Raw genomic sequence first — 12,506 nt, forward strand, 5'->3', positions numbered from 1 at the left:
CCGCCATGTCATCCGGCGGGTCTGCTCCCCCTGCACCGGTGAGGCTGCTGGCGCCGGCCAAGCTGACGCTGACGCTGCGCATCACCGGCGACCGTGCCGACGGCTACCACCTGATCGACGCCGAGATGGTCACGCTGGACCTGTGCGACGAGGTGATCATCCATCCCAGTTCGACCTCGACGGTCAAGGTGGTGCCCGTCGGCGGTCGGTCACCTGAGGCGCCCGACGGCGGGTGGGACATTCCCGCCGGTGGCGACAACTTGGTGATGCGGGCGCTCGAACTGGTCGGGCGCACGGCGCATGTCGAGGTTCGCAAGCGCATCCCGCCCGGTGCGGGGCTGGGCGGGGGATCGGCCGATGCGGCGGCTGTGCTGCGCTGGGCTAACCGCCTGGCCCGAAGAGCCGGCTCGGCACCAGAGCAGCTCGTCAGCGCTCGGCAGGCGGCGTCGCTGGGCGCCGATGTCGCCTTCTGCCTCGTGGGCGGACGTGCCCACGTCAGCGGCATCGGTGAGATTGTCGAGCCGCTCGGGTTCCGGCGCCAGTCCTTCGTGCTGTGGACGCCGCCCATCGAGGTCGACACCGCCACGGTGTATGGCGCCTGGGACAAGCTGGGCGGCCCGTCCGGCCCGAATGCCAACGATCTCGAGCTGGCTGCGCTGGCTGCCTATCCCGGGCTCAGAGCATGGCGCGACGATCTCGAGGAGGCCACGGGGCGTACGCCGCAGCTGGCCGGCAGCGGCGGCACCTGGTTCGTGCCTGCGCCCCACGGGGTGCTTGGGGGCATGTTCCCCAACGGCGGTGTCAGTGCCGTGCAGGCACGCACGATCGGACGCCTGTGACTGCCCAAGCTTCCCGCGACTGACGCAAGAGACGCTGCTGAGCGGCCGGTTCTGCACCGATCTGCGCAGCAAGGGCAGCGTCGCCGGGCGCAGAGAGCAGCGAACAGCCGGATCAGCGGTTGCGGCGCTGGTAACGCGTACGCCGCAGCATCTTGCGGTGCTTCTTCTTGCGCATCCGCTTGCGGCGCTTCTTGACCAGCGATCCCATCGAGAGGTGAACGCTATCGCCTCGGTGTCGGCGCAGCACGAGCACCGCCGCAGCGAGGCTTGGCAGTCTCGGGCAACGCCGTCGCAGCGCACTGCCGCAAGACGCTGCGGGTCGCCGCCAGCGGGGTCGCTACCCTTGATCCTGAAGCAGTTCGGCAGCAACTGCGTGCGCGATCGGGGATCGTTCAATTGGCAGGACATCGGGTTTTGGTCCCGGCAATGGAGGTTCGAGTCCTCCTCCCCGAACCCTGCTGTCGATTGCTGACAGCGAATCTGCACCGATGAAGGCACACAGTGCGGCCATCGTTCTGGCAGCAGGGGCCGGCACCCGGATGTCGTCGGACCTGCCCAAGCCCCTGCACCCGGTCGGGGGGCGTGCCATGGTGCTGCGCGTCCTCGACACGCTGGCCGACGCGGATGCCGGTCCTGTCGTTGTCGTCGTCGGGCACGAGGCGGACCATGTCCGCGATGCCGTGCGAACCGCAGCCCCCCGGCTTGATCGTCTGGTCTTTGCTGACCAGCCGTACCAGCTCGGCACCGGCGACGCAGCCTGTGTGGGACTCGACGCTCTCGGCGAGCTGCCGGGGACAAGCGACGTGCTGGTGCTGCCGGGCGACACCCCGCTGCTGCGGGCTGAGACCCTCGCTCAGCTCGTCGCCGTCCGTCGCCGTGACGGCGCGGCGGCCAGCCTGCTGACCGCTTGCCTGGATGACCCGACCGGCTACGGGCGCATCGTGCGCAGCGACGGCGAGATCGCCATCGTCGAGCAGCGAGACGCCTCACCGGAGCAATCACAGATCGACGAGATCAACGCAGGCGTGTACTGCTTCGACATCGCCCGGCTTCGCCGAGTGCTCCCGCAGCTTCGCTGCGCCAACGCCGCCGCGGAGTACTACCTCACCGACGCCATCGGCCTGCTCGGCAGCGACAGCCAGCGGATCTCGACGGTGACCACCGCCGACGCCGCCGAAGCCATGGGCGTCAACGATGCCGCCCAGCTTGCTGCCTGCGAGGTCGCGCTGGCCGCTCGCGGTTGACGCCCGCAGGCCGCCACCTCGTGACGGCCTCTGGCGCACCCCAATCTCCGGGGTTCGCAGAGTGGAGTCGGGTAGTCTCGAAGTGCCGTCGGATTGCAGAATATGCCGCCTGAACCCGCAGCTGAACCCGCCGCCGAGCCTCCTGCGCAATCACGAAATGTGACGGTTTCGGGCGCGTCGCCGTCTGGGCTGTCTCGAAAGGAATATGCGATGGAGCTGGTCACCAAGAAGCGCCTGCACTTGTTCAGCGGCCGGGCCAACCCCGAGTTGGCCCAGGAGATCGCTGAACAGCTCGGCGTCGAGCTGGGTGACCCGGGTCTGGTCGATTTCGCCAACGGCGAGATCAAGTGCAAGTTCGCCGAGTCGATCCGAGGCGGGGACGTCTTCATCATCCAGAGTCACGCTGCCAGCGAGACCATGAGCATCAACGACGCGATCATGGAGCAGCTGATCATGGTGGACGCTGCCCGGCGTGCCTCCGCCAAGCGGATCACCGCGGTAACGCCGCTGTACGGCTACGCCCGCCAGGATCGCAAGGCGGCCGGCCGCGAGCCGATCACTGCCCGCCTGCTGGCCGACCTGTTCACGGTGGCCGGTGCCGAGCGACTGGTGTCGATCGATCTGCACAGCGGCCAGATCCAGGGATTCTTCGACGGCCCGGTGGACCATCTCACCGCCGCCCCGGTGCTCATCGACTACTTGGCCACGGAGATGGGTCCCGACTCGGTCATCGTCTCGCCTGACACGGGGCGGGTGAAGGTGGCAGAGCGCTACGCCACCCGGCTGGGCTGCGACGTGGCGTCGATCTACAAGCGGCGGGCGAACGACAGCGCGAACGAATCCGAGGCGCTCGGCATCATGGGCGAGGTGGCCGGACGCACTTGCGTGATCATCGACGACATGATCGACACGGCCGGCACCATCTGCTCGGCCACTGAGACCTTGATCGCTCACGGCGCCGCCGACGTGATGTGTGCCAGCACGCACGCTGTGTTCTCCGACCCCGCCGTCGACCGGCTCAAGAACTCCTCGCTGAGCCAGGTCATCGTCACCAACACGGTGCCGATCCCCGGCTCGAAGCAGTTCGACAAGCTCGAGGTGCTGAGCGTTGCAGGCGTGTTCGCCGATGCGCTCGAGTCGGTGTTCGAGGACGCCTCGGTGTCGGAGATCTTCGACGGCCAGAACCTCTTCTGAGACCCGTAGGCTTTCCTGCCGCCCTGCGCGCAAGAACCCGACTGCTGAGGGAATCTCGATGGAACAGATGAAGCTCGTTGCTCACAAGCGCACGGCCACCGGTTCCGGTCCGTCGCGGCGCCTGCGAGCGGACGACAAGATCCCTGCGGTGATGTACGGCCATGGCACCGATCCGGTGCTGCTCACGCTGGATCGTCTGCGGTTCCGGGCTGCGCTGAACGCGGCCGGGCCGAACGCGATCATCACGCTCGAAGTCGGGGGCAAGAATCACCTCACCATCGTCAAGGACATGCAGCGCGACTCCATCGCGAACCGCGTCACCCATGTGGACTTCATGCTCGTGTCCCTCGATGAGCGCCTAGAAGTGGACGTACCGGTGCGGCTCGTCGGCGAGCCTGTAGCCGCCAGTCGGCAGGGTGCTGTCCTCCAGCAGCAGCTCATGTCCCTGCATGTCGAATCGTCGGCCGGCGCGATTCCTCCTTCGCTGGATGTCGATGTGTCGGAGCTGTCGCTCGAGAACCCGGTCCGTGTCAGCGACATGGCCCTTCCCGGTGGCATGGTGAGCCTGCTCGACGGCGACACCCTCGTGGTGATCGCACAGCGAACCCGAGCCGCTGTTGCAGCCGAGCAGCTTGGCGAAGACGGCGAAGCCCTCGAAAAGGCCGGTCAGGCCGACGTCGAGAACGCCGACAGCCAGAGCTGACTGCCCCGGTGTCCGTCTTCCGCCGGGCGACCGCGCGGCGGGGCACAGTCGCAGACTGGCTCGTGGTGGGTCTGGGCAATCCACCTGAGCGCTTCGCCGGCAGCCGTCACAACGCCGGAGCCGCAGCGGTGGAGCGCTGGGCGACGGCCTTGGGCTGCGAGCTGGCTGTGGCGCGGCGGGAACACGCCCGGGTGGGCACCGCAGCCGTCAGCGGGCATCGCGTCGCGTTCGCCTGCCCCACCACGTTCATGAACGAGAGCGGGCGCAGCGTCGGTGTGCTGATCCGGCGCCATGGCATCGTCGAGCCTGCGCAACTCGTCGTGGTGCATGACGAACTCGACCTCGAACCGGGTCAGGTGCGCGTCAAGGCGGGCGGCGGGATCGCCGGCCACAACGGCTTGGCCTCGATCGTCGGCCAGATCGGCACGGCGGACTTCGTGCGCGTGCGCATCGGCATCGGCAAGCCGCCGCGGCCCGAAGCTGGCCGCAAGTGGGTGCTGCAGCGGCCCAACCGTCACGAGGAGTCCCTCATCGATGCGGCCCTCGACCACGCGGTGTCAGGTCTGGAGGTGCTGGTGCGCGACGGCATCGAGGCGGCAATGAACGTCACCAACGCCCGTCGGCGCGCTCGGAACCACGAGTCACCGTGAGCACGGCCCCTACGGCGCCCTTGCGTGCGCTGACCGAACGTCTCATCCGTGACCCTGGTTTCGTCTCGATGCTCGGCAGGGCGTCGGGCTCAATCGCTGTCGCGGAAGGCGCCCGCCCGTTCGCCGCAGCCGGCTTGGCAGCACAGGGGTCTCGCGCACCGATCCTCGTCGTCACCGCGACCGCCCAGGAGGCCGAGCGCTGGACCGGCGACCTCGCCACTTGGCTGGGTGAGCATCGAGTGGCGCTGTTCGCTGCGTGGGAGACGCTGCCGTTCGAGCGTGTGAGCCCGGCGACCGAGACGATGGGTCGTCGGCTGGCGGTGCTGTCGGCGCTGCAGTCGGGGGAATCACCGGATCCCGCTGCGCCCGAGGTCATCGTGGCCCCGATCCGGTCGCTGCTCCAGCGGCTGAGTCCTCCCGCTTGTACCGGCGAGACGGCCGTGCTCAAAGTGGCCAAGGGCGGCCGATGCGACCTCGGCGAGCTGGTGAGCCGGCTCGTCACCTGGGGATACCGGCGGGAGCACCAGGTGGAGCACCGGGGCGAGATCGCCGTTCGCGGCGGGATCGTGGACGTGTTCTGCCCGACAGCCGACGCACCGGTGCGCATCGACTTATGGGGTGACGAGGTGGACCGGCTGACGGAGTTCTCAGTGTCTGACCAGCGCTCGGTCGCCGACCTCGCCGAAACGCGCCTGTTCCCGGCGCGAGAACTGCGTCCCGATGCCGACATGCGCCTCCGAGCGGCCGAGTTGGCTCGCAGCCAGCCATGGTGCCGTGAGCACATGGAGCGCCTCGCTCGTGGCGAGTTGTTCGACGGGATGGAGTCCTGGCTCCCGTGGCTCACTTCGGAGGAGGTCGTGCTGCCGGATCTGCTCGGTGCAGTTGCGCTGGTGCTGCTGATCGAGCCTCGGCGCCTTGCCGACCGCGCGGCCGACATCGCAGCCGAGACCGATGACCTGACCCGCTCGCTTGCCATGACGTGGGACTTGCGTGGCGTCGACGGATCAGCTCCGCGCGATGACGACAGCCGCCACAACGGCGATCTGGAAGATCAGCCAGATTCCCGAGCCGGGTCATTTCCCAGACTCCACGTGCCGTTCGACCGACTGCTCTCACGCTTCGACGGAGCGGTGTGGTCTATGGACTCGACCGCAGCTCCGACCGCGGCCGGCGACCCCGGACCCAGCATCTCCACCGAGATGTGGGTGCCCGCGGCCGGCGACCCCACACGGCTGGTGGCACAGCTTCGCCGCTTGATCATCAGATCTGAGACTGTCTCGGCGCGCGCCATTGTGCCGGGAGCGGAGCGACCCATCGTGGTTGTGGCCGCCGAGGGCGAGGGCTCTGCCGAGCGTCTCGCCGACGCGCTCAGCGCCGAGGAGGTTCCACTCCGCCTGCACCGCGATCGCGCGGAGTTCACGCCCCAGCCGGGAGGTCAAGTCGTCGTAGCTCCGCTCGAGAAGGGCTTCATCGCGCCCAACGCGGGCGTTGCGGTACTGCCCGAGGCGGAGTTCACCGGCCGTCGCCGCATCCACCGGGCAGCACGACGGAGAACCGCTCTCACCCCGACGTTCGAGGATCTCAGCATCGGGGACTTCGTCGTCCACCATCATCACGGCATCGCCCGCTACGCGGGGCTGGTCCGCCGGGCGTTCGGCGACGACGTGCGCGACTATCTCGAGCTGGAGTTCCGGGGCACCGACCGGCTCTACCTGCCGACCGAGCAGATCGACTTCATCCGTCCCTACATCGGCGGCGAGACGCCACGCCTCAGCCGCATGGGCGGCAGCGACTTCCAGCGGCAGAAGGCCAAGGTGCGGGCGGCTGTTGCCGAGATCGCCCAAGAGCTGGTGGTGCTGTACCAGCGGCGCATCACCACCGCAGGCAACGCGTTCGACCCCGACGGACTGGGCATGGCCGAGCTGGCCGACAGCTTCGCCTACACGCCCACTCCCGACCAGCGCCGCACCATCGACGAGGTCTTGACCGACATGGCCGAGCCGGTGCCGATGGACCGGCTCGTGTGCGGCGACGTCGGCTTCGGCAAGACAGAGGTGGCCGTGCGGGCGGCGTTCTGCGCGGTCAGCGCCGGCAAGCAGGCGGCGGTACTGGTGCCCACCACGCTGCTCGCCCAGCAGCACCACCAGACGTTCGCGGAGCGCTACGCCGACCAAGCCGTCCGTGTCGAGGTGCTCAGCCGGTTCCTCACACCCGCAGCGCAGCGGGCCGTCGTCGCCAGGCTGGCCGACGGCGCCACCGATGTGGTCATCGGCACGCATCGACTGCTGTCGAGTGACGTGAAGTTCAAGAATCTGGGTCTGCTGGTCGTCGACGAGGAGCAGCGCTTCGGCGTCAGCCACAAGGAGTCCATCAAGCACTTGCGCGCTGAGGTGGACGTGCTCACGCTGACTGCAACGCCCATTCCCCGCACGCTCGAAATGGCGCTCACCGGCATCCGCGATCTGTCGCTGCTGCAGACACCCCCCGCGGAACGCCAGCCGATCCTCACCCACGTCGGTCCGTATGACGAACGCGCGGTCAGCGAGGCCATCCGGCGTGAGCTGCTGCGCGAGGGCCAGGTGTTCTTCGTGCACAACCGGGTCAAGGACATCGACCGGGTGGCCGCTGAGCTGTCCGTGCTGGTGCCCGAGGCGCGCATCGCCGTGGCTCACGGTCAGATGGACGAGGGCACGCTCGAGCAGGTCGTGATCGACTTCTGGGAGGGTCGCCACGACGTGCTGGTGTGCACGACGATCATCGAGTCGGGCATCGACATGCCGAGCGTCAACACGCTCGTGGTGGATCGCGCCGATCTGCTCGGCTTGGGGCAGCTGCACCAGATACGCGGGCGGGTGGGCCGCTCAGGCCAGCGGGCGTACGCGTACTTGTTCCATCCCGAAGGCCGCTCCCTTTCCGAGGAGGCCTACGAGCGCCTGCGCACGATCGGCGAATCCACCGAGTTGGGCTCGGGCTACCGCATCGCCATGCGCGACCTGCAGCTGCGCGGCGCCGGCAACCTGCTCAGCGGCGTGCAATCGGGCCACATCGCCGCTGTCGGCTACGACCTCTACTGCGAGCTGGTCAGCGAGGCTGTCGCTGAGCTGAGCGGCGAGACGCCCGAACAGCCGGCCGAGATCGTCATCGACCTGCCGCTCGTGGCGCACCTGCCGGATCACTACGTGGCTGATCCGACCGGACGCTTGGAGGCGTACCGCAGGCTCGGCGCGGTGACCGAGTTGGCAGAGGTGGCCGACATCGAGGCCGAGTGGATCGATCGCTACGGTCCAGTTCCCGAAGAAGCGCAGACGCTGCTGCATATCGCGTTGCTGCGCGCCGAGTGCCACCGGCTGGGTATGCGGACCGTGGCGTTCGCGCCCAGCTATGACGGCGGACGGGTGCGATTGGGTCCGCTGGAGCTGACTGCCAGCGAGGAGCTGCGCATGAAGCGCATCTGTGGCGGCACGCCATTTGTCGCGGCTCGCTGCAAGTCCGACACCTCTGAGGTGCAGCTGTCAGTCCGGACGCTGCGGCCGGCCACTGTCGGGCACCTGTTCGAGTTCTGCCAGCAGCTGCGACCGCCCGCCGATGCGGCGACCACCTAGTCTGCCCACGTGCGCGCCGGGAGAGTTTCATGACTCGACGGGTTCTGTTGTTGGCTCCGCTCGTGTTCTTGGCATTCGCGTGCAGCGACAGCGGCAATGCGGTCACGGTGCACACCGAGGTTCCCTTGGAGCGTTTCGAAGAGGTCGACGTCGACGACGACGGTGTGGTGACGCGCGACGCCCTCGATCCCGCCGGGCGCGATGTCGATCTGGCGGCCGAGCAGGCGGCGCTCGAAGCCGAGCAGGCTGAGCGAGCGGCACAGCGTGCAGCGCAGGAGGCCATCGCCAGACCAGTCCTTGAGGATCCCAGCGCTGTTGCGGCGGAGTTCCCCGGCGGGCAGCTCTCGGTGGCCCAAGTCCGCGACGGCCTTGCCGACTCGCCGCCGCCGTCGGTGGGCGATCCGGAGAACCCGACGCACGAGGAGTTCGTCTTCCAGCTGGCGCTCATGCTTCAGCGGCGCCTCGCTGCCGTCGCACTCGACGAGCTCGGCTTTCCCGTCGACATCGACGCCTCCGACGAGGACATCGACGCGCAGTTACAGCAACATCTCGAGGGACCCTTCGAGGAATTCGCGCAGCAGCGCAGCGTTGCCGAAGACCCCAGCATCGAGCGGCTGGCGACGCCTCACTGCATGAGTGCCCTCATGCTGCCGACTGAGGCCGATGCCGACGCCGCAGCCGAGCGTGTGCGCGCTGGCGAGCCTTTCGGCGAGGTTGCATCTGAGGTCAACTTGCCCAACCTGACGGAACCCGACGGTGCGGTCGCCTGTGCTCCGCCCCTCGACTTGGTTTTCGACAGCGAGATGGTGCTCACGCTGCTCGAACTAGAACCCGGTGATCTGACAGCGCCGATCCTGCTGCCGTCCGCCGCGAGCCCGACGGGCGAACTCTGGGTGGTGCTGCACCTCGACGAGTTGCAGCACGACCAGGCCGACCTCTCGGTGATCGGACCGTTCGCAGGCCGCGTGCTGACCGAGATCATGGTCGGCTACGAGGTGAGCGTGGCCCCGGAGATCGGTATCTGGGATCCCAGCAGCCTCTGGGTGTCGATGCCGTTCCTTCCGTGACCGGCCTTGACAAGAGAGACGTGATGGAGGCCGAGGCAGACCTCGGCGAGCGGCTGATCTCGCTGCACGGGGTGATCGCCAGGCTGCGGCGCGAGTGCCCATGGGATCGGGTCCAGACGCACGCATCGCTGGCACCCTACGCCGTGGACGAGGTGACCGAACTGGCCGAGGCGCTGCAGGTGGCCGACGATGCGCTCTCGGGTGATCCGCACGAGATGGAGACCGCCATCGAGGACTTGGTGGAGGAGCTGGGCGATGTGCTGCTGCAAGTGCTCATGAACGCCGCGATCGGGGAGCAGGCGGGCACCTTCACACTGGCCGAAGTGCTTGTGGCCGTCGAGGCCAAGATGCTCCGGCGCCATCCCCATGTCTTCGAGCGGGATCCCGAGGCGCCTGAGCCCACCGATGCCGAACTGTCGGCGCAATGGGAGGCGATCAAGGCTGTCGAGCGGGAGGCGCGGGCGAGCCGCATCGCCGCGCGCGAAGTGCCTCGCAACTAGGAGGCTGGTCGGAGAGTGGGCGGATTTCTGTGGGTCAGGTCTGTGATGGCGCTGAGCCTGAGGTGCTCGCACCGTCGGGTGCGGTCTGGGCTTGCGATCTGAGTTCCTTGTCCGCGGGTGTGTGTCTGAGCGCGTGAGGCGAGCCCGTGTCGGCGGCGCTCGTAGCCTGAGCACTGTGAGCGAGGCCGATGCCGCCGGAGCGAACGAAGCCGCATCATCCGGCGACGGGTCCGCATGGGGTGCGGGGGGCCTGACGTTGGGCGGCAGCCTGGCTGACGCTGTCGAGCAGCCACCGACGGTGTATGCGGCCGTGGGCGGGCAGCGGTTCTTCGATGACCTGGTGGGCCGGTTCTACGACGCCGTCGAGACCGACGAGCTGTTGCGGCCGATGTATCCGGCAGATCTCGTGCCGTCCCGGCATCGGCTGGCTGGCTTCCTGGCCCAGTACTGGGGCGGACCCGCCGACTACAGCGCAGAGCGGGGCCACCCCCGGCTGCGCATGAGGCATATGCCGTTCGCCATCGGCGTGGCCGAGCGCAACGCCTGGATGCGCCACATGCTCGCGTCGCTCGAGGCGGCCAGCCTGCCCGACGGGTCGCCGCTCGACCCTGACATTGCGCAGGCCATGTTCGCCCACTTCGACAACGCCGCCACCCACCTCATCAACCGACCCCCGCCTGGAACAGCTTCATGAGGGCAGACTCCGAGGAGAGTCGAGATTGACTGAACCGCAGAATCAATCAGAGGAACTGCCGGAGCGCATCGCGAGGATTGAGACCGTTCCGGTTCGCGAACTCTGGCCCCACGAGGCACACGACTTGACGCCATGGCTCGCTGATAACCCGGAGATCATCGGCGACTGTCTCGGCTTGAATCTCACCTTGGAGGACAGCGAGGTGTCGGTCGGCAGCTATAGCGCCGATCTCGTGTTCTACGACTCCGACAGAGACTGCCGTGTCGTCGTCGAGAACATGTTCGGAGGGACAGACCACGACCACCTCGGCAAGCTGATCACATACGCCGCCGGTATCGAGGCCACCCATGCCGTCCTGCTCGCGGAGAGCTTCCGACCAGAACACCATTCGGCGCTCGCATGGCTGAATGACGTCTCGCGACCACCCTTTGGTTTCTTCGGCTTGGTCTTGGAGGCGTGGCGGATCGAGGGCTCGCGCCCGGCCCCACACTTACGGATCGAACTCGAGCCCGATCAGTGGTCGCGCACCGTGCGCGACGATCGCACGAGTCGCCGCACCAACCGTCAAGCGCTCCATATGGAGTTCTGGCATGGGACTCAACAAGCTCTCCAAGAGCAAGACGCGCGTTGGGCGTCCAGTACCGGATCATCCAAGAATGACTGGATCGCATTGGGCGCGTTGGGTACCACGCTGCCTTTTTTGGACGTGGTGCGAATCGGAGTCTGCGAGCCGAGGTGTGGATCGGCGCGCCCAATGCGGACGCCACCGCCGTCATCTACAAGGAGATCCTCTCGCAACGCGAATTGATCGAGGGACAACTTGGCTACGAACTCAGATGGGAACACGAGGTCTTTAAGAAGAATGCACGCATCTCAGTCAGCCATCCTGGCCCCGTATCTGAGAATGACAGAGCCGGGTGGCCCGACGCGCAGCAGTGGCTCGTTCGCACACTCACCCGGTTCCGCGATGTCTTTGATCCCGTTCTGGAGCAGATGGCTCGCGAGTGAACCAACTGAGCTGCTTCGCAGGGACTAAGCCACCGACTCGCTGGCGTGCCTGTACTCCTCATCGATGCCTGACTGCACGTTTGTCGCCGTCATGAACTTGATGCGGGCTGCGCTGACGATTGCGACGCCGACGTCAGACAGTTCGGCTGGATCAGTGATGGGCGGCGCCTCGTGAGAGCTCTTCTCGGCAGAATCTCCGGCAGCCGACGCTTCCAGGACCGGTAGATCTGCGGGCACGTAGCTGATCGGCGCGACGAGAACGATGTCGCGATCCAAGGTCTCTTCTACTTCGGTCGAATATGCGTAGATGTAGCCGCCAACGTATGAGCCATCGATGAGATCACATCCGACGTACTGCTAGCCCGTCGCACGGGCATCCGTCCCATCGCTGCGTCGTCGCGACGGCCACCGCCGCGATGTCGAACGGTCATCGTCACCGAAGATGAGCCACCACGACGACACATCGCGAATACCCGACCTCCGATGCGGCATCACGATCCCTGCAAACAGTGCCAAGGCGAGTGCCACGACATAGATTCCGGCCGCCCAAACCGCCAGATACGGCAGTTGGCTCCTGCTGTAGTCGGCAGGCTCGCGCAACAGCCTGCCGAGGTCCGGAGTGTGATCCGGGGCCAAGTGCCGAACAGCTGCGAAGAGGCAGAGCGACACAAAGGTCGCAGTAGCTCCCGCAAGCAGTGTCAGCGAGTTCTCGACGCCGCCTCGACGCTCACTGCTTGGATGCCGCCGTTGGCGAGCCCCGCGATAGACGAGATCCGGAGAGGCAATGAGACCGAGAAGAGCGACGGCGAGAACGCTGGCAGCCAACTCTCACCCGCGCCGAGACCGTGGCGGCGGGGACGGCGGCTTCTTCGAAGGCGGCGGCATCTTGGCCGTCGGCACCTTCTTGGACCCTCGATCGACCTGTGATCGCCTGCCGTCACGTGGGGAGTGTGTCGAACGTGGCTTATCGCCTGCCATCGCTCCTCCTGTCAGCTTCATCCTTCT

The 12,506-nt window shown here is 67.2% G+C and carries 13 protein-coding genes, 1 tRNA gene and 1 pseudogene; 11 read left to right on the forward strand and 4 right to left on the reverse strand.

Translation table 11 applies throughout. The features are described 5' to 3' along the window. The first annotated feature begins 5 nt into the window (after positions 1-5). A complete protein-coding gene (locus ACOGXQ_RS07590; RefSeq protein WP_419946804.1) occupies positions 6-839 on the forward strand; it encodes a 4-(cytidine 5'-diphospho)-2-C-methyl-D-erythritol kinase in 834 nt (277 codons plus the stop codon). 112 nt (positions 840-951) lie between these two features. Here ACOGXQ_RS07590 and ACOGXQ_RS07595 read toward each other — a convergent pair whose 3' ends face one another. Beyond that, positions 952-1,047: a 30S ribosomal protein bS22 gene (locus tag ACOGXQ_RS07595; RefSeq protein WP_323671112.1), complete on the reverse strand. Its 96-nt coding sequence runs from the start codon at positions 1,045-1,047 to the stop codon at positions 952-954. 173 nt (positions 1,048-1,220) lie between these two features. Here ACOGXQ_RS07595 and ACOGXQ_RS07600 point away from each other — a divergent pair. From ACOGXQ_RS07600 to ACOGXQ_RS07640, 9 genes are all read left to right on the forward strand, one after another. After that, positions 1,221-1,292 (forward strand) — tRNA-Gln (locus ACOGXQ_RS07600). A gap of 35 nt (positions 1,293-1,327) precedes the next feature. Next, the gene (locus ACOGXQ_RS07605) at positions 1,328-2,083 is read left to right on the forward strand and encodes an NTP transferase domain-containing protein (RefSeq protein WP_419946805.1); all 756 of its coding nucleotides are present in this window, start codon (positions 1,328-1,330) and stop codon (positions 2,081-2,083) included. A 210-nt stretch (positions 2,084-2,293) separates the two neighbouring features. Beyond that, complete coding sequence (locus ACOGXQ_RS07610; RefSeq protein ID WP_419946806.1) at positions 2,294-3,277, forward strand: ribose-phosphate diphosphokinase; 984 nt, start codon at positions 2,294-2,296, stop codon at positions 3,275-3,277. Between the two features lie 58 nt (positions 3,278-3,335). Continuing rightward, entirely contained in the window at positions 3,336-3,980 is a 645-nt protein-coding gene (locus ACOGXQ_RS07615; RefSeq protein WP_419946807.1) for a 50S ribosomal protein L25, read from the forward strand. Positions 3,981-3,988: 8 nt separating this feature from the next. Next, complete coding sequence (pth, locus tag ACOGXQ_RS07620; RefSeq protein ID WP_419946808.1) at positions 3,989-4,630, forward strand: aminoacyl-tRNA hydrolase; 642 nt, start codon at positions 3,989-3,991, stop codon at positions 4,628-4,630. Continuing rightward, positions 4,627-8,232: a transcription-repair coupling factor gene (mfd, locus tag ACOGXQ_RS07625; protein ID WP_419946809.1), complete on the forward strand. Its 3,606-nt coding sequence runs from the start codon at positions 4,627-4,629 to the stop codon at positions 8,230-8,232. Before pth ends, mfd begins: the two co-directional genes overlap by 4 nt. Positions 8,233-8,261: 29 nt before the next feature. Next, positions 8,262-9,299: a hypothetical protein gene (locus ACOGXQ_RS07630; protein WP_419946810.1), complete on the forward strand. Its 1,038-nt coding sequence runs from the start codon at positions 8,262-8,264 to the stop codon at positions 9,297-9,299. After that, entirely contained in the window at positions 9,296-9,799 is a 504-nt protein-coding gene (locus tag ACOGXQ_RS07635; RefSeq protein WP_419946811.1) for a MazG nucleotide pyrophosphohydrolase domain-containing protein, read from the forward strand. The genes ACOGXQ_RS07630 and ACOGXQ_RS07635 overlap by 4 nt, the downstream gene beginning before the upstream one ends. 175 nt (positions 9,800-9,974) lie before the next feature. After that, entirely contained in the window at positions 9,975-10,493 is a 519-nt protein-coding gene (locus tag ACOGXQ_RS07640) for a globin (RefSeq protein ID WP_419946812.1), read from the forward strand. A 46-nt stretch (positions 10,494-10,539) separates the two neighbouring features. Here ACOGXQ_RS07640 and ACOGXQ_RS07645 read toward each other — a convergent pair whose 3' ends face one another. After that, entirely contained in the window at positions 10,540-10,881 is a 342-nt protein-coding gene (locus ACOGXQ_RS07645) for a hypothetical protein (protein WP_419946813.1), read from the reverse strand. A gap of 335 nt (positions 10,882-11,216) precedes the next feature. Between ACOGXQ_RS07645 and ACOGXQ_RS07650 the strand changes: the two genes are divergently transcribed. Beyond that, the gene (locus ACOGXQ_RS07650; protein ID WP_419947362.1) at positions 11,217-11,501 is read left to right on the forward strand and encodes a DUF4268 domain-containing protein; all 285 of its coding nucleotides are present in this window, start codon (positions 11,217-11,219) and stop codon (positions 11,499-11,501) included. A 24-nt stretch (positions 11,502-11,525) separates the two neighbouring features. On the opposite strand, the gene ACOGXQ_RS07655 is transcribed toward ACOGXQ_RS07650, so the two are convergent. Together ACOGXQ_RS07655 and ACOGXQ_RS07660 are read right to left on the reverse strand one after the other, a co-directional pair. Continuing rightward, positions 11,526-11,777, reverse strand: a complete 252-nt coding sequence (locus ACOGXQ_RS07655) for a hypothetical protein (RefSeq protein WP_419947460.1) — start codon at positions 11,775-11,777, stop codon at positions 11,526-11,528. Positions 11,778-11,795: 18 nt separating this feature from the next. Then, positions 11,796-12,326, reverse strand: a pseudogene (locus ACOGXQ_RS07660) (DUF6338 family protein); the annotation flags it as partial. Between the last annotated feature and the right edge of the window lie 180 nt (positions 12,327-12,506).

It is taken from the genome of Candidatus Poriferisodalis sp., assembly GCF_965208485.1.
Lineage (GTDB): Bacteria > Actinomycetota > Acidimicrobiia > Acidimicrobiales > Poriferisodalaceae > Poriferisodalis.